Raw genomic sequence first — 20,881 nt, 5'->3', positions numbered from 1 at the left:
CCTGATGTAAGCGGCGATTACATCAGGGCGGCGGCCCATGGTCAAGGTTCCTGAGAGCCGGCTGGATCGACTACCCCCACGCCGCTCGTACCGGCCGGCGGTCGCGCCGATACTCGCCCCCGCCGCCGCGACTCAACTGACCTTGGCGCACAGGTTGCCGCCGCGGAAGTCCTCCCAGGTGTAGGAGTCGCTGGGGCAGGTGCCGTTGGTCAGGCCGGTGACCTGGAGGATGAAGTTGAAGTCCGTCGGGACGGTGCTCTTGCCGCATCCCCACGAGGTCATCAGCCCGTGGTAGTTGATTCTGGGCTTGCCCGTCTTGGGATTCTTAACGGCCAGAAAGCACTCGCCGACGCGGAACTGCCGTTCGAGACAGAGGCGGATCGGTCGTTGTCCGCCGCTGTAGTTCCACGTCGCCTCCCCGTCCAGAAGGGTGTTGTCGCAGGTGCCGTCCGTCACCTTGGTGACCCGCACGTACGCGTCCGTACGCTCGCAGCCGACCGCACGCGGCAGCTCCTCGCTCCATTCGTCGATCTCGTACGGGTCCATGTACGCGTCCAGGCAGTCGCCGACCGAGATGGCCGCGAAGGCCTCGTAGGTGGGATCGGGCGTCGGAGTCTCCTCATCGGACGTCCGGGACGTGCTCGCCTGCGCGGTGCCCAAACCCGATGCGTCGGTCCTGTCCTTCCGGCCGACGACGAACACGACGATCGCGGCGATCAGCACCGCGACCACCAGCGCCGCCACCGCGTAACCCGCCTGCCGATTCGCGGGCTTGGCCGGCAGCGGAGACGGAGGCGTGAAACCGGGAGGAACCCCCTGCGGAGACGGAGGCGTGAACCCAGGCGGACCCCCCGGCGGAGGCGGAGGCGCGAAACCAGGCGGAGGCGCGAAACCAGGCGGAACCTGCGACGAAGACGGAGGCGTGAAGCCGGGAGGAACCCCCGGAGACGGCCTCTCGGGAGCCTCTTCCCCGGGAGCCTTCACGCCCTCGGGAGCACTCGCGGTCAGGGCCTTGGTCTCCGCCACCTGTGTCAGGATCATCGTGTTGACGGGCTGGGGCAGTGACAGCCCCTCGCCCTCCACCAGCGCGGAGTACCGGTCGAGGAACTCCTCGGTACCGGGCCGGTCGTCCGGGTCCTTCTCCAGGCCGGCCGCGATCAGGGGCAGCAGCGAGGCGGGTACGCCCGTCAGGTCGGGCTCCTCGTTGACGATCCGGTAGCCGAGGGCGTCGCCCGGCCCCTCACCGAACGGCCGGCGGCCGGTGGCGGCGAACGCCAGCACCGCCGCCAGGCAGAACACGTCGTTGGCCGGACCGACCTCGCGACCACGGAACTGCTCGGGCGACATGTACCCGGGCGTACCGATCAGGCTGCTGCGGGTGGTCTGCGAGGTCGCGTCGAGCGCGCGGGCGATGCCGAAGTCGATGATCCGTGGCCCGTCCGAGGCGAGCAGCACGTTGCCGGGCTTGAGGTCCCGGTGGACCACCTCGCGGGCGTGGATCGCCATCAGCCCCTCGGCCAGGCCCGCGCCGAGCGCCGCCACCGCCTGCTCGGGCAGCGCTCCGTGCTCGTCGATGGCCTCCTGCAACGACGGACCGGCGATGTACTCCGTCACGAGCCACGGCGGATCGGCGTCGGTGTCGGCGTCCACCACCTGCGCGGTGTGGAACCCTCCGACACGACGAGCCGCCGCGACCTCCTGGGCGAACCGCCGCCGGAACTGCCTGTCCTCGGCGAAGTTGGGATGGACGATCTTGACCGCGACCGTACGCCCGCCCTGCGAGCGGCCCAGGTAGACCCGGCCCATCCCTCCGGCCCCGAGCCGTGCGAGCAGGAGATACTGCCCGACCCGCTGCGGATCACCCGGCTTGAGCGGTAGCAGCCTGCCGCTGGACACCCCGTGCCCCCTCGCCGTCAACCATGATCAAAGCCTGACTCTCTCATGCGGAGAAGAACGGAGAAAATGGAACGGGCTACTCGCGGTGCTCAATTTGCGAAGTGCTCGGCGGTTTCGGACCGAACGCGTCCAGCACCCGCTCGGCCAGCTCGTCCGCGTGATCCCGGGGCAGGTAGCCATCGATGATCATCTGAGACAGTCCGTAGACGATCGCCTGACCGGCGAGGCCGATCACGGCGGGGTCGCCCTCCGGGAGTTCGCCCGCCAGCTGGCCCGCCACGATGATGTCGCCCAGCGTCTGCTCCAGGTGGTCCAGCCGGCTCCGGAGCTCGTCCGGTTGTTCGGCGCCGAACACCCGCGACTTGATCAGCTCGAAACGGTGCGGATGCCGGATCGCGTACCGCACGAACCCCAGACCGTAGGCGTGCATCGCCCCGCACTGGGCGTCCGCGAGCGCGGCGAGCTGCCATTCCTCGAAGTCGGCCAGGATCCGGTCGGCGACCGCCGTCAGCAGCGCCTGCCGATCGTTGAAGTGCCGGAACGGGGCCCCCGGCGACACCCCGGCGCGGCGCGCGACCTCGCGCACGCTCACCTTGTCGAGCCCGCGCTCGTCCAAGAGTTCGAGTGCCGCCGCGACGAGAGCCGCGGGCAGGGAGCCGTGGTGGTAACCGGCGCGCTGACCGAGCTTGTCGTCCATGCGTGCAGTGCTACCACAGCCGGAACACCGGCGAGCCGGTCCGGGAACGGCATGGGACGGCCCTGCGACGGTCAAGTGAACGAGAGTGGTCAATGATGATCCGGTGGCGACGGTGCGCCGCCTCTGGTCTACGGGGGGTGTTGAGGCTTACGTTGGCACCACCAGCCTCCTTCCACAGGAGTTCGTGATGCCGCGTAGCCGCACCAGACGCATCCGTAGAGCCTCCGCGCGTATCCGCCGCAAGCACCGTTCCGGCGCACGCCGTACCCACAAGGCGGTCCTGCCCGAAAAACCGGCGAAGGACTGACCGCGCGGGTCACCCGCCGCCATCGAGCGCTCTTCCGTACGGGAGGGCGCCACCGCGACGCACTCCCCTGTGGAGGAGCGCCGCCGTTCCCATCCGCCACTTTCCTTCGACGAAGAAGGCAACGTGATGTGGCCGGCGCACAGACGAGCCCGCGGACCTCCCCCGGATCCGGCACGCCCAGGTTCGGAAGCAGATCATCCAGGGAGGACGAATGCCGCGCGTGTCCATCGAGGTCGACGGAGTCAAGTACGACGATGACGTCGAGCCGCGTCTTCTACTCGCCCACTATCTCCGTGACCGCCTCGGCAAGGTGGGGACACCCATCGGCTGCGACACATCCAACTGCGGCGCCTGCACCGTCCTCCTCGACGGCATCAGCGTCAAGAGTTGCTCCGTCCTCGCCGTCCAGGCCGACGGGCAGGACGTCACCACCATCGAGGGTCTCGGCGACGGCCAGGGGCTCCACCCGCTCCAGCGCGCGTTCCACGAGGAGCACGCCCTCCAGTGCGGCTACTGCACCCCCGGCATGATCATGGCCGCGCTCGACCTGCTGCGGGAGAACCCCGACCCCTCCGACGAGGAGGTACGGGAGGGGCTGGAAGGCAACCTGTGCCGCTGTACCGGCTACCAGAACATCGTACGGGCGGTGAAACGGGCCGCCACCGACCTGCGCCCGAGCGAACAGGAGGCCACCCGATGACGGCCGCCCCCGAGATCGGCAGCGCGCGACTGCGCTCCGAGGACGCCCGGCTGATCACCGGGCGGACCAACTGGACCGACAACATCCAGCTCCCGGGTCTGCTGCACGCGGCGTTCCTGCGCAGCCCGGTCGCGCACGCGCGCATCACCGCGATCGACGTGAGCCAGGCGCGCGAGCGGCCCGGCGTGATCGCGGTCTTCACCGGCGCCGACCTGGCCGACGAACAGGGCAGCCTGCCGTGCGCGTGGCCGGTCACCGAGGACATGGTGCTGCCGGACCACCCGCCGATCGCGGTGAGCGAGGTGCGGTACGTCGGCGAGCCGGTGGCCGTCGTCGTGGCCCGCGACCGGTACGCCGCCGCGGACGCGCTCGAGGCGATCGACGTCGACTACGAGTCGCTGCCCGCGGTGCTCGACATGGAGGAGGCGATCAAGGAGGGCGCCGACCTCGTCCACGCCGACAAGGGCACGAACAAGTCCTACGAGTGGGTCTTCGCGGCGGGCGACATCGACGCGGCCTTCCGCGACGCACCGGTCGTCATCGAGCGCCGGTACGTCCAGCAGCGGCTGATCCCGTCGGCGATGGAGCCGCGCGCGGTGGTGTGCTCGGCCGTCGGCGACGAGTACACCTTGTGGTCGGCGACGCAGATCCCGCACATCCTGCGGCTCATGCTGGCCACCGTCACCGGCATCCCCGAGCACCGGCTCCGGGTCGTCGCGCCGGACGTCGGCGGCGGTTTCGGCTCCAAGCTCCAGGTGTACGGCGAGGAGGTGGCCTGCCTGCTGCTGACGAAACGGCTCGGCCGCCCGATCAAGTGGACCGAGTCGCGCAGCGAGGGCAACGCGACCGTCCACCACGGCCGCGACCAGATCCAGCGCCTGTCGCTGGCCGCCGACTCCGACGGGCGTATCCGCGGGCTGAAGGTCGACCTGCTCGCCGACATGGGCGCCTACCTGATGCTGGTCACGCCGGGCATTCCGCTGCTGGGCGCGTTCATGTTCAACGGCATCTACAAGATGGACGCCTACCACTTCAAGTGCGCCGGGATCTTCACCACCAAGACCCCGACCGACGCGTACCGCGGCGCCGGCCGCCCCGAGGCCACGTACGCGATCGAGCGGCTGATGGACGAACTGGCGAGCGAGCTGTCCCTCGACCCGCTGGAGGTGCGCCGCCGCAACTGGATCAAGCACGAGGAGTTCCCGTACGAGACGATCGCCGGGCTCACCTACGACTCCGGCAACTACGAGGCCGCCACCGACAAGGCGCGGCAGCTCTTCGAGTACGACAAGCTGCGCGCCGAACAGGCCGACCGGCGTGACCGCGGCGACCCCGTCCAGCTCGGCATCGGCGTCTCGACGTTCACCGAGATGTGCGGTCTCGCGCCGTCGCGGGTGCTCGGCTCGCTGTCGTACGGCGCGGGCGGCTGGGAGCACGCGTCCGTACGGGTGCTGCCGTCCGGCAAGGTCGAGGTGGTGACCGGCTCGTCGGCGCACGGGCAGGGACACGAGACGGCGTGGGCGCAGATCACCGCCGACCGGCTGGGCGTGCCGTTCGAGGACGTGCGCGTGCTGCACGGCGACACCGCGATCTCGCCCAAGGGCATGGACACCTACGGCTCGCGGTCCCTCGCCGTCGGCGGCGTGGCGCTGTACAACGCCTGCGACAAGGTGATCGACAAGGCCCGCCGGATGGCCGCGCACCTGCTGGAGGCCGACGAACACGACGTCGAGTTCGGAGGAGGGGCGTTCTCCGTACGCGGCGTGCCGGACCAGTCGCGGACGCTCCAGGAGGTGTCGCTGGCCGCCTTCGCGGCGCACGACCTGCCCGAGGGCTTCGAGCCGTCGCTCGACTCCGACGCCACGCACGACCCGGACAACTTCTCCTTCCCCCACGGCACGCACCTGTGCGCCGCCGAGGTGGACACCGAGACCGGATACGTCAAGATCCGCTCGTACGTCGCGGTGGACGACGTCGGCAAGGTCGTGAACCCGCTGATCGTCGAGGGCCAGGTGCACGGCGGCCTGGCGCAGGGCATCGCCCAGGCGCTGTACGAGGAGGCGGTCTACGACGCCGACGGCAACCTGACGACCACGACGATGGCCGACTACCTGCTCCCGGCGGCCTCGGACCTGCCGACGTTCACCACCGACCGCACCGAAACCCCGGCGACCACGAACCCGCTGGGCGTCAAGGGCGTCGGCGAGGCCGGCACGATCGCCTCCACGCCGGCCGTGGTGAACGCGATCGTCGACGCCCTCCGCCCGTACGGCGTGAACGACGTGCCGATGCCGTGCACGCCCGAACGCGTGTGGCGAACCCTGCAAGGGGGCGGACCGGAACACTCGGCGCAACCCGGTGCGGGCGGCGGGCTCGGATCGGCCGGAGGTGAGGCATGATTCCCGGATCGTTCGACTATGTACGCCCGGCGACGCTGGACGAGGCGGTCGCGGCGCTGCGCGACGCCGGCGACGAGGGCAAGGTGATCGCTGGCGGGCAGAGCCTGCTGCCGCTGCTGCGGATGCGGCTGGCGTTCCCCGAGGTGCTGATCGACGTGGCCTCGGTGCCGGAGCTGCGCGGCGTACGCGACGAGGGCTCCTCGCTGCTGGTGGGCGCCATGACGACGCATTATGAGGTGCTGCGCGATCCGCTGATCCGGCAGCACGCGCCCCTGGTCGCGGCGGCCACCTCGACCGTCGCCGACCCCGCCGTACGCCACCGGGGCACCTTCGGCGGCTCGCTCGCGCACGCGGACCCGGCGGGCGACCTGCCGGCGGTCGTGCTCGCGATGGACGGGGTGTTCGTCACGTCGTCGCGGGAGATTCCGGCGGCCGAGTTCTTCGCCGACTACCTCACCTCGACGCTCGAACCCGACGAGGTGCTGGTCGGCGTCCGCCTGCCGAAGTCCTTCGCCGGGTGGGGCTTCCACTACGAGAAGTTCCACCGTACGGCGCAGGCCTGGGCCATCGTCGGCGTCGCGTGCCTCGTCAACCGCGCGGGCGGCGAGGTCGCCGCGGCCCGGATCGCCCTGACCAACATGGGCTCGACCCCGGTGCGCGCGTCGTCGGTGGAGTCGGCGGTCAGCGGCGGCGCGGCCGACCGGGATGCCTTCCGCGCGGCGGCCGGAAGCGCCGCCGAGGGCACCAGCCCGCCCAGCGATCTGCACGGGTCCTCCGACTACCGGCGCCATCTCGCGACGGTCCTGACCGCGCGTGCGCTGTCCAGAGCGGCCGACGTTTAGCGCGCGTCGCGCGTTCGCTCCCCTGGCGCGGGGTATGCAGTCGTGCATGTCGCGCATACCCCGCGTCAGCGGAGCTTTGGGGCCCTCGTAGGGTTCATCTGGGAGGATGTCCATGGAACTTGATCACGAATTCACCGTTCCCGTACCCGTGGACCAAGCGTGGCCGGTCCTGCTCGACGTCGAGCGCATCGCTCCGTGCATGCCCGGCGCGACGCTGGACTCGGTCGACGGCGACGACTTCACGGGCCGGCTCAAGGTGAAGCTCGGGGCGATGACGATCACCTACAAGGGCTCGGCACGCATCGCCGCTCGCGACGAGGACACCCACACGGTGTCCATCGAGGGCACCGGCAAGGAGGCGCGCGGCGCGGGAACGGCCAGCGCGAACGTCCAGGCACAGCTGCACGACCAGGGCGACAGCACCCGGGTCACCGTGCACACCAAGCTCAACATCACCGGGCGCCCGGCGCAGTTCGGCCGCAACATCATGTCCGAGGTCGGCGGCAAGCTGATCGGCCGGTTCGCGGACAACCTCGCCGAGGAGATCGCTCGGCCCGCGGAGGAGCCCGAGGCCGCGGCGGCTCCGGCCGAGGAGCCGCAGGCGGCGCCCGCGGAGCCGGCGCCGAGCGGCGAGGGCACCCCCCAGGCCACCGAGGCCGCGGAGCCGCAGACCGCCCCCGCCGAGCCCAAGGCGTCCGAGGCCACGCCGCGGCCGGCGGCGCAGCGGCCCGTCGCCGCGCGCTCGTCGAACGACGAGGCGATCAACCTGCTGGAGTTCGCGGGCCCCTCGATCGCCAAGCGGCTGGCGCCGGTGGTGGTGGGCCTACTGGGCCTGTTCGGACTGTGGCGGATCGTCCGGCGCGCCCGGCGCAAGTGACCGGCTGAGCCGGTCGCCCGTGCCGGGCGGGGCGGCGCCATGGGAGATCGGCGGCCGCGGGAACGAGGATTTCGTGCCCCGCCCGGCCACGCGTCCGCGCTCCGGCGACGGCCGGGCCCATACGGCCGGCCCGTACGGCCGAGCGGCGGCGAATAACGTCGATCAGCAGGACTTATGGCCGCTGCCGGCGTCCGGCGAACCGGGAGTGATGGCATCGTCGTATGGAACTGCGGGAGATGCGGGCGTTCGTCGCCGTCGTCGAAGAGGGCGGCATGTCCGCGGCCGCGCGGCGGCTGCATCTGAGCCAACCGGCCCTGTCCCAGACGATCAGTGCGCTGGAGCGGGAGCTCGGTGTGGAGCTGCTCGTCCGGAGTTCCACCGGCGTGGCGGCCACGGAGGCCGGCCTGACCCTTCTCACCGAGGCCCGTGCGGTTCTGGCCCGCCATGACCAGGCCGCCGCCGCCGTCGCCAGGCACGCCGGAGCCTGCGGCGGCATTCTGAAGATCGGCATTCCGCTCGAACTGCCGCCGGACCTGCTCACCGGCCCGCTGGCCGACCTCGCTGCCGCCTACCCCGACACCCGGGTGCTGGCCCATCACCTTTCCACCGCCGCGCAGATGGCCGCGCTGCGCGCCGGCGAACTCGACGTCGGCCTGGTACGCGAACATCCCATCGGCCCGGACCTGGACGCCGTCCAAGTGGCCGAGGAACGGCTCGGAGTGCTGCTGACCGTCGAGCACGCCGAGAAGATCTCCGAGCCGGAGGGCATCCGCCTGGACGCGCTCGCCGGGCTCGACTGGGTCGGCTTCCCGCGCTCCGGCAGCCCCGCCTGGTACGACGAGCTGACCGCCATCCTGCGCAGCCACGGTCTCGAGCTGGGGCCTCCCGCTCCCGAGGGCCAGGAACTCATCCCGGAGGTGAAGCTCGCCGCCGTCACCGCCGGCCACGCCTTCGCCCTGGCACCGCCGCACTGGCGTCATCCGCTCCCGGACACCGTCGTCTGGTCTCCGCTGGCCGGCCATCCGCTCGTCCGGCGCACCTGGGCGGCGTGGAAGGCCGACTCCCACCGCCGCGACCTCGGGCACCTGATCGTGGCTCTCGACCGCTCGACGCGGTAGGCGGACCGTCCGCACCGCCACCGGCGCCCGCTTCGCGGTGGGAACGCGAAGCGGGCCGTGGTGGGGGGCTTCAGACGGCGATACGCCCGCCGTCGACCGGGAGGAGCGCGCCGTGCACGAACCCGGCACGGTCGGTGGCCAGGAAGGCGACCGCCTCGGCGATCTCCTCCGCCGAGCCGGGGCGTCCGGCCGGCGCCGCGCCGGCCAGCGCCTCGAGGTCCTCGGTGAATCCGCTGGTTCCCTCGGTGCGCGTCGGGCCGGGGCTGACCGCGTTGACCCGGACCCCCTTGGGCCCGTACTCGGCCGCCCAGGCCTTGGTGAGCAGCACGACCGCTGCCTTGCTGCTCCCGTAGAGGGCGTAACCAGCGACTCCGAACTCCGAGACCATCGTGGTCAGATTGATGATCGCGCCATGACCGCGCTCGGCCATCTCCGGAGCGAGTTCGGCGACCAGGAAGTAGGGCACCTTCACGTTCAGCGTGTACACCGAGTCGAAGTCCTGCTCGCTGGTTTCGTCGGTGGAGACGAACGGATAGATTCCTGCGTTGTTGACCAGGATGTCCACGTGACCGGCCAGCGCACGCGCCCGCGCCGCCAGCGCCCGCACGGACGCCAGGTCGCGCAGGTCGCTGCGTACGAAGTCGGCCTTGCCGCCGCTCGCGCGGATCTTCTGGACCGCCTCGTCGCCCCGCGCCTCGTCCCGGCCGGAGATGACGACGTGCGCACCGAGGTTCGCGAGTGCGATGGCCGAGGCACGGCCGATGCCGCTGTTACCGCCCGTCACCAGCGCCGACCTTCCCTGCAACTCTGACATTTGCTCACCTGCATCCCTATGCCGCGATCAGCGGCGCGGCCAGGCTCGTCCCGGCCGCGCCGGGTGCAAGTCCCGGAGAGCCGCCGGACATCCCGTTGATCTATTCGGGCGGGTTATCGCCGGGATAAGCGGCCGGGCGATCAGGCGAGGGAGTCGATCCAGCGCTCCAGCCGGCGGCCTTCGGTGGCCATCAGCTCGGGGTCGCGGAAGGTGTTGGTGAGCAGGGAGATCCCCTGGTACGCGGCCAGGAGGCCGATGGCGAGCTCACGCGCGTCGTCGCGGCCCATCGCCGCGAACTGCCCTTCGATCCAGTCGACCAGCCGCCGCATGACGTCGGCGACCGCACGGTCGAGACCGTCGGCGCGCTTGTCCAGCTCGGCGGCGAGGGTGCCGGTCGGGCAGCCGAACCGGGCGGCGAGGTCGCGGCCGTCGACCCAGCCCTGCACGAGCGCCTTCAGCCGCTCCTGCGGGGTGGGGAGCCGGTCGAGCGCCGCGATCGTCTCCCGCAGGTGGTCCGCCTGCGTGTCGATCGCGGCCTCGACGAGCTGATCCTTGGTCTTGAAGTAGTAGTAGACGTTGCCGACCGGCACGTCGGCCGCTCGCGCGATGTCCGCGAGCGTGGTCCGTTCGACGCCCTGCTCGTGCAGCACCCGGGCCGCGGCGCCGGCCAGCCGCTCCCGCTTGCCGGGCCGCCGCCCGACTTTTGAGTCAGTCACCCGACTAACTGTAGACGTGACTGATCGCCGTCGGCTACGGTCTTAGTTAGTTGACTGACTTAGGAGCGATTCAAATGATCGTGGTGACAGGAGCGACCGGAAACGTCGGTGGAGCGCTCATGCGGATCCTGACGGCCGCCGGCGAACGGGTGAGAGCCGTCTCGCGGCACCCGGCGGAGGTGCCCGCCGGCGCGCGGCACTGGTCCGCCGACCTCGCCGAACCTGCCGGCCTCAAGACCGCTTTGGAGGGGGCCGACGCGCTGTTCCTCCTCGTCGCCGGGGAGGAACCGCGAGAGGTCCTCGACCTCGCCGAGGCGGGCGGCGTACGGCGGGTGGTGCTGTTGTCCTCGCAGGGCGCGGGTTTCCGGCCGGACGCCTACCGGCATCCGGTGACCTTCGAGGCGGCCGTACGCGCGTCGGGCCTCGAATGGACGATCCTGCGCCCGGGCGGCTTCCACTCCAACTCCTACGCCTGGGCCGCGTCGATCCGCGCGAACCGGACGGCCGCCGCGCCGTTCGCGGACGTCGGCCTGCCGACCATCGACCCGGCCGACATCGCCGAGGTCGCCGCCGCCGTCCTGCGGGAGCCGGGCCACGCGGGACGGACCTACGAACTCACCGGCCCGGCGGCGATCACTCCGCGCGAGCGGGCCGCGGCGATCGCCGAGGCGCTGGGCGAGCCGGTGCGGTTCGTCGAACAGACCCGGGAGGAGGCCCGCGAGGAGATGCTCCGCTTCATGCCCGAGCCGGTCGTCGAGGGCACGCTCGCCATCACCGGCGACCCGACCGCCGCCGAGCAGAAGGTCGGCCCGGCCGTCGCGCAGATCCTCGGCCGTCCACCGCGCGCCTTCGCCGACTGGGCGCGGCGGAACCTCGCGGCCTTCCGGTGACCGCCTCCCCGCCCGATGCGCCCGGCCGGAGATCGCGGTCGACCACCCGATGAAGCTCACCCTCAGAAAGGCTTCTCATGCCCGTCCAGCGAGTGCTCGACTCAACGATCCGCTACCAGGAGGTGGGCGGCGGCACGCCTGTCGTCTTCCTGCACGGCAACCCCACCTCCTCTCACCTGTGGCGCGACGTCGTTCCGGCCGTGCCGGGGCGGCGGCTGGCACCCGACCTGATCGGGATGGGCGGGTCCGGCAAGCCCGCCATCGACTACTCCTTCGCCGACCACGCGCGGTACCTGGACGCCTGGTTCGACGCGCTCGACCTCGACGACGTGGTCCTGGTCGGGCACGACTGGGGCGGCGCGCTCGCGTTCGACTGGGCCGCCCGGCATCCGGAGCGGGTGCGCGGCATCGCGTTCACCGAGACCATCGTCAAGCCCATGAGCTGGGAGGAGTTCCCCGAGGCCGGCCGGTCGCTGTTCGAGGCGATCAAGAGCGACAAGGGCGAGGCCATGATCCTCGACGACAACGCCTTCATCGAGATGCTGCCCGGCAGCGTCGCCACCCCGATCGGCGAGGAGGACATCGCCGCCTACCGCGCGCCGTACCCCACCCGTCAGAGCCGCCGGCCGATCCTGCGCTGGGCGCGGTCGATGCCGCTCGGCGGTGCGCCCGCCGACGTCGTCGCCCGGATCGAGGCGTACGGCGCGTGGCTCGCGGCGAGCCCGGACGTGCCCAAGCTGCTGGTGACGTTCGCGCCCGGGCCCGGCGTGATGATGACCCCGGAGATGATCGACTGGTGCTCGTCGCACATGGCCGGGCTGGAGATCGAGCGGTACGACGCGGTCGCCGGCCACCACACGCCCGAGGACCGGCCCGAGCTGATCGCCACGGCCGTCGCGAACTGGCTGCGACGACACCGGATCTAGGGGCCGTCCGGTCCCGAACCCCGAACACCGCGTCGTCCTCTCCGTCCGGCCCGTGGCGTTCACCACCTCGGGAGCGGCGAAGGAGCCGGACCGGCCGCTTCAGGCACGTGCCGGAAGGGCGGACGTCCGCTCTAGAGTGAGCGGCATGACCGACACGTCCCGGGAGTACGCGGCCGCGCTGGACGCCGACGACCCGCTCGCCCCGCTGCGGGACGCCTTCGTACGCGACGATCCCGAGCTGATCTACCTCGACGGCAACTCGCTCGGGCGGCTGCCGAAGCGGACCGCCGAGCGGATCGCGCGGGTCGTACGGGACGAGTGGGGCTCCGGCCTGATCCGTTCGTGGAGTCACTGGGCCGACCTGCCCTTCCAGGCGGGTGACCTGATCGGCGAGACGCTCCTCGGCGCGGCCGGGGGTCAGGTCGTCGTCTCGGACTCCACCACGATCAACCTCTACAAGCTCGCCGTCGCCGCGCTCGACGCGCGACCGGGCCGGGAAGTGATCGTCACCGACGACGACAACTTCCCCACCGACCGGTACGTCCTGGAGGGGCTGGCCGCCCAGCGCGGCCTCGAACTGCGCGTCGTGCACACTGACATCGACCAGGGCCTGGACCTGAACATCCTCCAGGAGGCCGTGGGCGCGGACACCGCACTGGTCAGCCTGTCGCACGTCGCGTACCGGTCCGGCGCGCTGCTCGACATGGCCGCCGTGACCGAGATCGTCCACGAGGCCGGCGCGCTCGTGCTGTGGGACCTGTGCCACTCCGCGGGGTCGGTGCCCGTACGCCTCGACGCGAGCGGCGCGGACCTCGCGGTCGGCTGCACCTACAAGTACCTGAACGCCGGCCCCGGATCTCCCGCCTTCCTGTACGTCCGCAAGGAGGTTCAGGACCTGCGCCAGCCGATCTGGGGCTGGTTCGGGCAGCGGGACCAGTTCGCGATGGGCCCGGCGTACGATCCGGTACCCGGGATCGGCCGGTTCCTCGTCGGCACGCCGTCGATCATGGCGATCGCCGCGGTCGAGGAGGGGGTACGGCTGCTGGCCGAGGCCGGGATCGACCGGCTGCGGGCCAAGGGCCAGGCGCTCACCGGCTACCTGATCGACCTGGCCGAGGCGTGGCTGCCGGACCTCGCCCTGGCCACCCCCGCCGACCCGAAGCGGCGCGGCTCACACGTCGCGCTGCGCCACCCCGAGGCCTGGCGCATGGCGCAGGCCATGATCGCGGACAGGGTGATCCCCGACTACCGGACCCCCGACCGGCTGCGGCTCGGCCCCGCACCGATCAGCACGAGCTTCACCGACGTGTGGGACGGCCTCCACCGCCTGCGCACGATCGTGGACGAGCGGGCGTACGAACGCTTCTCCAGCGAGCCGGCGCGGGTGACCTGAGCCTTACTCCCACTCGATCGTGCCGGGCGGCTTGCTCGTGATGTCGACGACGACCCGGTTGACCTCGGCGACCTCGTTGGTGATGCGCGTGGAGATGCGCTGCAGGACCTCGTACGGCAGCCGCGCCCAGTCGGCGGTCATGGCGTCTTCGCTGGTCACCGGGCGCAGCACGACCGGGTGGCCGTACGTGCGACCGTCGCCCTGCACGCCCACGGAGCGCACGTCCGCGAGCAGCACGACCGGGAACTGCCAGATGTCGCGGTCGAGACCGGCTCGGGTGAGCTCCTCCCGGGCGATCGCGTCGGCCTCGCGGAGCAGGTCGAGCCGCTCGCGCGTGACCGCGCCGATGATCCGGATGCCGAGGCCGGGGCCCGGGAACGGCTGCCGCCAGACGATCTCCGGCGGCAGGCCGAGCTCCTCGCCCAGCCGGCGCACCTCGTCCTTGAACAGCGTGCGCAACGGCTCGACCAGGGAGAACTTCAGGTCTTCGGGCAGCCCGCCGACGTTGTGGTGCGACTTGATGTTGGCCGCGCCGGTGCCGCCGCCGGACTCGACGACGTCGGGGTAGAGCGTGCCCTGCACGAGGAACTCCACCGCCTCGCCGTGAGTGTCGACGATCTCGCGGGCGGCCTCCTCGAAGACCCGGATGAACTCCCGGCCGATAATCTTGCGCTTCTCCTCGGGGTCGGTGACGCCGTCGAGCGCGGACAGGAACTGGCCGGAGGCGTCGACGACCTTGAGGTCGACGCCGGTCGCGGCGACGAAGTCCTTTTCGACCTGGAGGGCCTCGCCCTTGCGCAGCAGCCCGTGATCGACGAAGACGCAGGTCAGCTGGGACCCGATGGCCCGCTGGACGAGCGCGGCGGCCACCGCGGAGTCGACGCCGCCGGACAGCGCGCAGATCGCCCGCTTGTCGCCGACCTGGGCGCGGACGGCCTCGATCGACTCCTCGACGATGTTGACCATGGTCCACGACGGACGGCATCCGGCCGCGGTGAGGAAGTGCCGCAGCACGGTCAGGCCGTGCTCGGTGTGCATGACCTCGGGGTGGAACTGCACCCCGTAGAGGCGGCGCGCCGGATCTTCCATCGCGGCGACCGGGGCGCTGGCGGTGCGGGCGGTCACCGTGAACCCGGCGGGCGGCGCGCTGCAGGTCACCCGGTGCGACATCCACACCGACTGCTCGGCGGGCAGGCCGGCGAGGAGCGTGCCCTCGTCGAGCACGGTCAGGTCCGTACGGCCGTACTCGGCGATGTCGGAGTTGGCCACCATGCCGCCCAGCTCCCGCGCCATCGCCTGGAAGCCGTAGCAGATGCCCAGCGTCGGCACCCCGGCCTTGAACAGGCCGTCGGGAACCGGCGGCGCGCCGGGCTCGTACACCGACGCGGGACCGCCGGACAGGATGATCGCCTTGGGCCGCTTGGCCAGCATCTCGGCGACCGGCATGGTCGAGGGCACGATCTCGCTGAACACGTGGCACTCGCGCACGCGCCTGGCGATGAGCTGCGCGTACTGCGCCCCGAAGTCGACAACGAGGACCGTGTCGAAGGACTGCTCGACTGACTCGACGGACACCAAGAACGCCTTTCGGAGTCGCGGGATAGCCACAGTCTAGTGGCGAAACGATGAACGTTCTCCCTCGTGGGAGCCCATACTGATCGGATGATCACGACCGACGGCATCGACGCGGAAGCTGGGTTTCTGTCGTAGGCGCTTGCGCGACCTGGTCGGCGGCGCCAACATCGCCCGGCGCGGCCCGGGCGGCACCATCACCACCACGAGCATGTTTCCGGTGGTGATCACGCACCGTCGAGCCGGACAGCACCTACCCGGTGCCGGCCGGTCCCGGCGTGACCCCAGGCGATCCCCCATCACGGCACCGCACCCGGGGTCCCCTGGCCGGCCGTGGCCCGCCCCACCCGACGTGGGGAGTCGCTCGCCCCAAGCGAGGATCAGCCAACCCCACCTCCCCCACGAGGCAAACGTTGACTGACACGGCACTATCTCAAGAGCGATCTTGTCGTCTGCCGGAGGGCGATCGCGGGGACCTGCCTACCGGAGCAGCGGCTCGCCCGTCGTCTCAGGACGGCGAGTAGCGGACCCTGGCCGCGCCGGACCTCGTACTCACGTCGATCCGGCGGCTCGAACCGTCGTCGCGGAGCCCGTCGTCGACCCTCAGGTCGCCGGATGACGACGTGCCGTTCACCCGGTAGCGGAAGCCGCGGGGCAGGGCGACCGTGACGGATCCGGAGGTGGCCTTGGCCGTGACCTGCTGTGGCGCGTCGGCGAAGCCGAGCCCGACGGCTCCGGAGGAGGTCCTGACGTCCACCTGCGGCGAGGACAGGTCGGTGCCGTTGACCGAGCCGGAGTTCGCCCTCGCCCAGACGGGGCCGTGCGTCCCGGCGATGTTCACCGAGCCCGACCGCGCCTGGAGACGGACGGGGCCGGCGAGGCCCTGAGCCGTGATGGTGCCCGAGCTGACGGTGGCCCGCACGGTGATCCCCGCCGGGACCCGCACGTTCAGGTCGACGTCGCATCCGGGACCGGAGAACAGGGTCGCGTGCGCGCCGCAGTCCGCCTTGATGACCAGCGTGTCGCCGTTCCAGGACTGGCCGACGTTCGGCTTGCCCAGCGTCCATCGCAGGGTCCGCCCGACGGCGACCCGGCCCGGCGGCCCGGTGCCGACCGTCACCGATCCGCTGCCGGCCTCGACCTCGAGGGCGGTGATCGCGTGCGCGTACGAGACGGCCGGAACCGTCTCGGTCTGGCGGAAGAGGCGGCCCCAGGCCTGCTCTCCGAGGGGCACGATCGCCGTGAACGCCGTGACCGCGGCGACGGCGATCCACACGCCCCGGCGACGGGGGCGCTCGGCACCGGTCACGCGCGGCTCGGTCGCGGTCTCGGTCACGAGCCCACCCCCAGGAAGCGCAGCACGGCGAGTACGCGGCGATGGTCGGCGTCGGCGGCCGGCAGGTCCAGCTTGGCGAAGATGTTGTTGATGTGCTTGGCGACGGCGCTGTCACTGATCACCAGCGCCTCGGCGATGCCGCTGTTGGAGCGCCCTTCGGCCATGAGGGACAGCACGTCGCGCTCCCGTGGTGTCAGGCGGTCCAGCGGGTCGCTGCGCCGCCGGATGAGGAGCTGCGCCACGACCTCCGGGTCGAGCGCGGTCTCCCCGGACGCCACCCGGCGCAGCGCGTCGATGAACGCCGAGACGTCGGCGACCCTGTCCTTCAGCAGGTAGCCGACCCGGCTCGTGTTGGCCGACAGCAGGTCCGCGGCGTACCGCTCCTCGACGTACTGCGACAGCAGCAGCACCGCGACGTCCGGCCACTGCCGCCGGATCACGAGCGCCGCCCGTACGCCCTCGTCGCTGTGGCCGGGAGGCATCCGCACGTCCGCGACGACGGCGTCGGGCCGGTGCTCCTCGACCGCGGCGAGCAGGGCGTCGGCGTCGCCGACCGCGGCCGCCACCTCGAACCCCGAGACCTCCAGAAGCTTGATGAGTCCGGCCCGGAGCAGGACCGAGTCCTCGGCGATCACGACGCGCACGGCAACTCCACGGTGATGACGGTCGGCCCGCCGGCCGGGCTGCTGATCCGGAACGTACCGTCGACCGACCCGACGCGCTGACGCAGGCCGGTCAGGCCCGTGCCCCTCGACGGCTCCGCGCCGCCGGCCCCGTCGTCGGTGATGGTCATCCGCAGGAGATCCCCGAAGCGGGTGACGAGGATCCGTACCTGCGTGGCCCGCGCGTGCCGGACCGCGTTGGTGAGCGCCTCGGAGGCGACGAAGTAGGCGACCGCCTCGACCGTGGGCGACGGGCGTTCGGGCACGTCGACCTGGAGGCGTACGGGGAGGGGCGCTCGCGCGGCGATGCCCGACAGCGCGGCGTCCAGCCCGCGGTCGTCGAGTACGGCCGGGTGCAGGCCGCGGACGACGTTGCGCAGGTCGGTCAGCGCCTCCTTGGCCTCCCGGTGCGCCTCGGCGATCACCTCCATGGCCTCGGGACCGCCGGTGAGGGTCTCGCGCGCCAGCCCGAGGTTCATGGCGAGCGCGACGAGCCTCTGCTGTACGCCGTCGTGCAGGTCGCGTTCGATGCGCCGGCGTTCGGCGTCCGCAGCGTCCACGACGCCGGCGCGGCTCTCCGCGAGGTCCTCGACCCGGCGTTCGAGCTCCTCCGCCCGGCTGGGCCCCAGCAGGGCGAACGCGACCCGCGTGTCCAGCCGCGCGACCGAGGCGGCCAGTCCCGGCGCGGCCAGCAGCAGGATGACACCGACCGCGTTGAGGAGGCCGTCGGCCACCGCGTGCCCGGTCAGCGCGAGCGGACTGGACGGACGCAGCGCCCACGAGTAGGTGTTGAGCAGCGCCAGCGTGAACCCGGCCGCCCACACGGCGACGACCAGCAGCCCGCCGGTGGCGAGGGCGGGCCCGGCCAGAAGGTGGTACGCGAGCTGCCGCCAGGCCGTGGGCGAGCGGACCATCGCCGCGACGGTCCGGCGGCCGAGGCGTTCATGGGGGACGGCGGGCACGTCCACGCCGAGAAGGGCCCAGAACCGGTGCCGCTGGACGGCGGTCAGCAGCCGGAGCGCGGCCAGCGGCAGCCCGACCGAGACCACGAGCGCGAGCAGGACCCCAGTGGTCGACACCGCGAACACCCACGGCACCGAGAAGATCATCAGTGCGACGAGGTGGACGGGCACGCCGGCCGTGACGAACGTCGTGTTCCGCCACGCCCAGGGCGACCACGGAGCGTGTGCGTTCCCCCAGTGAAACGCGCGCCGCGCCGGAATCGTCATCGCCATGCCAGGACCCTAGTTTTCGCACTTTGTCGGCAGCAATGCCGTTTCTTGCAGTTTCGATGGTGAAACTAGCACCACCCCAAGTCGGATAGCGCCGTTACTGACCGTGATGCCGCCGACCGGCACGCTGGTGATCGTTCCCGAACCGCCGGGTTCACGAGGAGGCCGAACCCATGATCACCACCATCGAGCCCGCATCCGCGTCCAGTGAGACGGCCGGTGACCCGCCGTCGTCCGTACGGTGGCACGGCAGGGCGCGCTGGGTGGGGCTCGGCCTGATCGGTTCCGGACTCGCGCTGATCCCGTGGCTGTTCGTCCTGGCCGTCGGGCTCCCCGCCAGCACGACCGCCGCGCACTGGTCGACCGCGTGGGTGGGGCTGGACGGCCTGGAGGCGCTCGGCCTGATCGCGACGGGAGTGCTGCTCAACCGGCGCGATCCCCGGCGCTGCCTGGCCGCGACGGTCACCGCGACCCTGCTGACCGTCGACGCGTGGTTCGACGTGACCACCGCCGCACCGGGCGCCGACCAGGCGACGGCGGTCGCCATGGCCGCGGGCCTGGAGCTCCCGCTGGCGATCCTGTGCGCCGTCCTGGCCGTCCGCACGCTTCCGCGCACCGGGTCCTGACGCCCCGCCGGGCACCCGCGAAGGGTCAGGCCGTCACGGCGTGACGATGTCGAAGTCGCGATCGGCGTCGTCCAGGAGCCCGATCAGGGTGGTGAGCACCTGCCGGTCACCGGAGGTCCGGACGTCGTCCAGGTCGCCGGTGGCGACCAGCGCGAGCAGCTGCGCCCTGGTCAGGGTCACCGTGAGGTCGGCCGGTGTCGCCTGGTGCGCCCGCGTCTGGATGAGGACCCCGTTGGCCAGGCTGGTCCTGACCTCCTCGCCGAGGTCGGTGAGGTTCCAGTCGATGGTCAGGCGGGTGTCCCAGGCGCGGGGGCCGTTGAGGCGGACGGCCAGGGAGTCGAAGATCTGCTCGGCGCTCAGTGCGCGGGCGACGTCGGGGCTGGTGGTGTCGAGGGCGTTCTCCGGTTTGTCCCCGCGCAGTTCGGCGGCGCCCTGCAGATAGAAGTTCCGCCACGTGCCGTTCTCGCTGCCGTGGCCGAGCTTCTCGTAGACCTTCGCCAGGAGTTCCCGGGCGGCGCCCAGGGCCGGGTCGGCGAACACGACGTAGTTGAGGATCTGGGCGGCCCATCGCCATTCGCCGGCCTGGAAGGCCTCCTCGGCCCTGGACAGGATGTTCCGCGGGCCGCCCATCAGCTCCACGTGCCTGCGTGCCGACTCTTGCGGGGGAAGCTCCCACAGATGGGCGGGGTTGCCGTCGAACCAGCCCATATAGCGCTGGTAGATCGCCTTGACGTTGTGGGACACCGAGCCGTAGTAGCCGCGGGCGTGCCAGGCCCGGTCCAGCACCGGCGGAAGCTTGAACATCTCGGCGATCTCCGGGCCGGTATGGCCCTGGTTGAGCAGCCGCAGCGTCTGGTCGTGCAGGTAGGCGTACAGGTCGCGCTGCTGGGACAGGAAGGCGGTGAGCTCCGGCGTTCCCCAGGTCGGCCAGTGGTGTGAGGCGAACAGCACCTCGGAGCCGGCGGCGAACATCTCGATCGCCTCGGTGAGATAGCGGGACCAGACCCGCGGGTCGCGGACGAGCGCGCCGCGCAGGGTCAGCACGTTGTGCAGGTTGTGGGTGGCGTTCTCGGCCATGCACAGGGCCCGGCCACCGGGGAAGAAGAAGTTCATCTCGGCCGGCGCCTCGGTGCCCGGGGTGAGCTGGAAGACGATGCGGACGCCGTCGACCACCTCCTCCTGGCCGGTCCGGGTGATGAGGAGCGTGGGCTCGAGCAGCGAGATCGTTCCGATGGAGGTGGTCTGGCCGAGTCCCGAGCCGATCTGGCCGTCGGCGCTCTTGGGCAGCGCGGAGCCGTACATGTAGATCGCCCGCCGGTTCATGGCGGTCCCGGCGTAGACGTTCTCGGCGACGGCGTGTTCCAGGAACCCGGCCGGAGCGATGATCGGGACGTTCGCCCCGTCGGGCACGACCCCCCGGACACCGCCGAAGTGGTCGGCGTGGGAGTGGCTGTGGATGACGGCGGTCACGGGCCGGTTCCCCCGGTGCCGCCGGTAGAGCCCGACCGCCGCCTCCGCGCACTCGGTGGACAGCAGCGGATCGATGACGATGACGCCTCGCTCGCCCTCGACGAAGGAGACGTTGGACAGGTCGAAGCCGCGCACCTGGTAGATCCCCTCGGCCACCCGGTAGAGGCCGTGCCTGGCGGTGAGCTGGGACTGCCGCCACAGACTCGGATGCGCCGTGTCGGGGCACGGCTCGCTCAGGAAGGCGTAGGCACCGAAGTCCCACACGACCCGCCCGGCGGGGTCCCTGATCGCCTCCTGAGACGTCGTCCCGACGAACCCTCTGTCAGCAGCCTCGAAGTCGCTCCGGTCCTCCAGCGGCGGCATGACGCTCACAACGATCTTCGTTTCCGGCATCGCTTCGGCTCAGGG

18 protein-coding genes are annotated in these 20,881 nt (G+C 71.5%); 9 read left to right on the top strand and 9 right to left on the bottom strand.

The window, feature by feature from the left end; all coding sequences use genetic code 11:
- Positions 1-132: 132 nt before the first annotated feature.
- Together OG417_RS05980 and OG417_RS05975 are read right to left on the bottom strand one after the other, a co-directional pair.
- The gene (locus OG417_RS05980; protein ID WP_329250883.1) at positions 133-1,896 is read right to left on the bottom strand and encodes a serine/threonine protein kinase; all 1,764 of its coding nucleotides are present in this window, start codon (positions 1,894-1,896) and stop codon (positions 133-135) included.
- Positions 1,897-1,972: 76 nt separating this feature from the next.
- Positions 1,973-2,593: a TetR/AcrR family transcriptional regulator gene (locus OG417_RS05975; protein ID WP_329250880.1), complete on the bottom strand. Its 621-nt coding sequence runs from the start codon at positions 2,591-2,593 to the stop codon at positions 1,973-1,975.
- A 518-nt stretch (positions 2,594-3,111) separates the two neighbouring features.
- Here OG417_RS05975 and OG417_RS05970 point away from each other — a divergent pair.
- From OG417_RS05970 to OG417_RS05950, 5 genes are all read left to right on the top strand, one after another.
- Entirely contained in the window at positions 3,112-3,600 is a 489-nt protein-coding gene (locus OG417_RS05970) for a (2Fe-2S)-binding protein (RefSeq protein WP_329250878.1), read from the top strand.
- On the top strand, positions 3,597-5,999 hold the full coding sequence (locus tag OG417_RS05965) for a xanthine dehydrogenase family protein molybdopterin-binding subunit (RefSeq protein WP_329250875.1): 2,403 nt from the start codon (positions 3,597-3,599) through the stop codon (positions 5,997-5,999). The genes OG417_RS05970 and OG417_RS05965 overlap by 4 nt, the downstream gene beginning before the upstream one ends.
- Positions 5,996-6,841, top strand: a complete 846-nt coding sequence (locus tag OG417_RS05960; RefSeq protein ID WP_329250872.1) for an FAD binding domain-containing protein — start codon at positions 5,996-5,998, stop codon at positions 6,839-6,841. Before OG417_RS05965 ends, OG417_RS05960 begins: the two co-directional genes overlap by 4 nt.
- 112 nt (positions 6,842-6,953) lie before the next feature.
- Complete coding sequence (locus OG417_RS05955) at positions 6,954-7,718, top strand: SRPBCC family protein (RefSeq protein ID WP_329250869.1); 765 nt, start codon at positions 6,954-6,956, stop codon at positions 7,716-7,718.
- Positions 7,719-7,939: 221 nt separating this feature from the next.
- Entirely contained in the window at positions 7,940-8,836 is an 897-nt protein-coding gene (locus OG417_RS05950; protein WP_329250866.1) for a LysR family transcriptional regulator, read from the top strand.
- 70 nt (positions 8,837-8,906) lie between these two features.
- On the opposite strand, the gene OG417_RS05945 is transcribed toward OG417_RS05950, so the two are convergent.
- Together OG417_RS05945 and OG417_RS05940 are read right to left on the bottom strand one after the other, a co-directional pair.
- Positions 8,907-9,650 carry an SDR family NAD(P)-dependent oxidoreductase gene (locus OG417_RS05945; RefSeq protein ID WP_329250863.1) on the bottom strand — a complete coding sequence of 248 codons (744 nt, stop codon included), beginning with the start codon at positions 9,648-9,650 and terminating at the stop codon, positions 8,907-8,909.
- A 140-nt stretch (positions 9,651-9,790) separates the two neighbouring features.
- A complete protein-coding gene (locus OG417_RS05940) occupies positions 9,791-10,366 on the bottom strand; it encodes a TetR/AcrR family transcriptional regulator (protein ID WP_329250860.1) in 576 nt (191 codons plus the stop codon).
- Positions 10,367-10,440: 74 nt separating this feature from the next.
- Here OG417_RS05940 and OG417_RS05935 point away from each other — a divergent pair, with 74 nt between their 5' ends.
- The 3 genes from OG417_RS05935 (at position 10,441) to kynU (ending at position 13,575) form a co-directional block, all read left to right on the top strand.
- On the top strand, positions 10,441-11,256 hold the full coding sequence (locus OG417_RS05935) for an SDR family oxidoreductase (protein WP_329250857.1): 816 nt from the start codon (positions 10,441-10,443) through the stop codon (positions 11,254-11,256).
- Positions 11,257-11,333: 77 nt separating this feature from the next.
- Positions 11,334-12,182: a haloalkane dehalogenase gene (locus tag OG417_RS05930; RefSeq protein ID WP_329250855.1), complete on the top strand. Its 849-nt coding sequence runs from the start codon at positions 11,334-11,336 to the stop codon at positions 12,180-12,182.
- Positions 12,183-12,327: 145 nt separating this feature from the next.
- The gene (kynU, locus tag OG417_RS05925; RefSeq protein ID WP_329250852.1) at positions 12,328-13,575 is read left to right on the top strand and encodes a kynureninase; all 1,248 of its coding nucleotides are present in this window, start codon (positions 12,328-12,330) and stop codon (positions 13,573-13,575) included.
- 3 nt (positions 13,576-13,578) lie between these two features.
- Here kynU and guaA read toward each other — a convergent pair whose 3' ends face one another.
- From guaA to OG417_RS05905, 4 genes are all read right to left on the bottom strand, one after another.
- The gene (gene guaA, locus OG417_RS05920) at positions 13,579-15,150 is read right to left on the bottom strand and encodes a glutamine-hydrolyzing GMP synthase (RefSeq protein ID WP_329250849.1); all 1,572 of its coding nucleotides are present in this window, start codon (positions 15,148-15,150) and stop codon (positions 13,579-13,581) included.
- Positions 15,151-15,655: 505 nt separating this feature from the next.
- A complete protein-coding gene (locus OG417_RS05915) occupies positions 15,656-16,483 on the bottom strand; it encodes a DUF4097 family beta strand repeat-containing protein (RefSeq protein ID WP_329250846.1) in 828 nt (275 codons plus the stop codon).
- On the bottom strand, positions 16,480-17,127 hold the full coding sequence (locus tag OG417_RS05910; protein WP_329250842.1) for a response regulator transcription factor: 648 nt from the start codon (positions 17,125-17,127) through the stop codon (positions 16,480-16,482). The genes OG417_RS05915 and OG417_RS05910 overlap by 4 nt, the downstream gene beginning before the upstream one ends.
- Positions 17,115-18,380, bottom strand: coding sequence for a sensor histidine kinase (locus OG417_RS05905; protein ID WP_329250839.1), 1,266 nt, complete (start codon positions 18,378-18,380; stop codon positions 17,115-17,117). The genes OG417_RS05910 and OG417_RS05905 overlap by 13 nt, the downstream gene beginning before the upstream one ends.
- Positions 18,381-18,550: 170 nt before the next feature.
- Here OG417_RS05905 and OG417_RS05900 point away from each other — a divergent pair, with 170 nt between their 5' ends.
- Positions 18,551-19,003: a hypothetical protein gene (locus OG417_RS05900; protein WP_329250836.1), complete on the top strand. Its 453-nt coding sequence runs from the start codon at positions 18,551-18,553 to the stop codon at positions 19,001-19,003.
- A gap of 33 nt (positions 19,004-19,036) precedes the next feature.
- Here the strand turns inward: OG417_RS05900 and OG417_RS05895 are convergent, their stop codons facing one another.
- Positions 19,037-20,866, bottom strand: a complete 1,830-nt coding sequence (locus tag OG417_RS05895; RefSeq protein WP_329250834.1) for an alkyl/aryl-sulfatase — start codon at positions 20,864-20,866, stop codon at positions 19,037-19,039.
- Between the last annotated feature and the right edge of the window lie 15 nt (positions 20,867-20,881).

Origin of the sequence: Actinoallomurus sp. NBC_01490 (genome assembly GCF_036227085.1) — a bacterium.
Classification (GTDB): domain Bacteria; phylum Actinomycetota; class Actinomycetes; order Streptosporangiales; family Streptosporangiaceae; genus Actinoallomurus; species Actinoallomurus oryzae.
The sequence above is the reverse complement of the archived record's forward strand: the minus strand, read 5'-3'. Positions and strand labels throughout refer to the sequence as shown.

Excerpts from the sequence above, each read along its gene's own strand:
- OG417_RS05975 (WP_329250880.1), bottom strand. The coding sequence starts at position 2,593 with ATGGACGACAAGCTCGGTCAGCGCGCCGGTTACCACCACGGCTCCCTG.
- OG417_RS05970 (WP_329250878.1), top strand. The coding sequence starts at position 3,112 with ATGCCGCGCGTGTCCATCGAGGTCGACGGAGTCAAGTACGACGATGAC.
- OG417_RS05965 (WP_329250875.1), top strand. The coding sequence starts at position 3,597 with ATGACGGCCGCCCCCGAGATCGGCAGCGCGCGACTGCGCTCCGAGGAC.
- OG417_RS05960 (WP_329250872.1), top strand. The coding sequence starts at position 5,996 with ATGATTCCCGGATCGTTCGACTATGTACGCCCGGCGACGCTGGACGAG.
- OG417_RS05955 (WP_329250869.1), top strand. The coding sequence starts at position 6,954 with ATGGAACTTGATCACGAATTCACCGTTCCCGTACCCGTGGACCAAGCG.
- OG417_RS05950 (WP_329250866.1), top strand. The coding sequence starts at position 7,940 with ATGGAACTGCGGGAGATGCGGGCGTTCGTCGCCGTCGTCGAAGAGGGC.
- OG417_RS05945 (WP_329250863.1), bottom strand. The coding sequence starts at position 9,650 with ATGTCAGAGTTGCAGGGAAGGTCGGCGCTGGTGACGGGCGGTAACAGC.
- OG417_RS05935 (WP_329250857.1), top strand. The coding sequence starts at position 10,441 with ATGATCGTGGTGACAGGAGCGACCGGAAACGTCGGTGGAGCGCTCATG.
- OG417_RS05930 (WP_329250855.1), top strand. The coding sequence starts at position 11,334 with ATGCCCGTCCAGCGAGTGCTCGACTCAACGATCCGCTACCAGGAGGTG.
- kynU (WP_329250852.1), top strand. The coding sequence starts at position 12,328 with ATGACCGACACGTCCCGGGAGTACGCGGCCGCGCTGGACGCCGACGAC.
- OG417_RS05905 (WP_329250839.1), bottom strand. The coding sequence starts at position 18,380 with ATGGCGATGACGATTCCGGCGCGGCGCGCGTTTCACTGGGGGAACGCA.
- OG417_RS05900 (WP_329250836.1), top strand. The coding sequence starts at position 18,551 with ATGATCACCACCATCGAGCCCGCATCCGCGTCCAGTGAGACGGCCGGT.
- OG417_RS05895 (WP_329250834.1), bottom strand. The coding sequence starts at position 20,866 with ATGCCGGAAACGAAGATCGTTGTGAGCGTCATGCCGCCGCTGGAGGAC.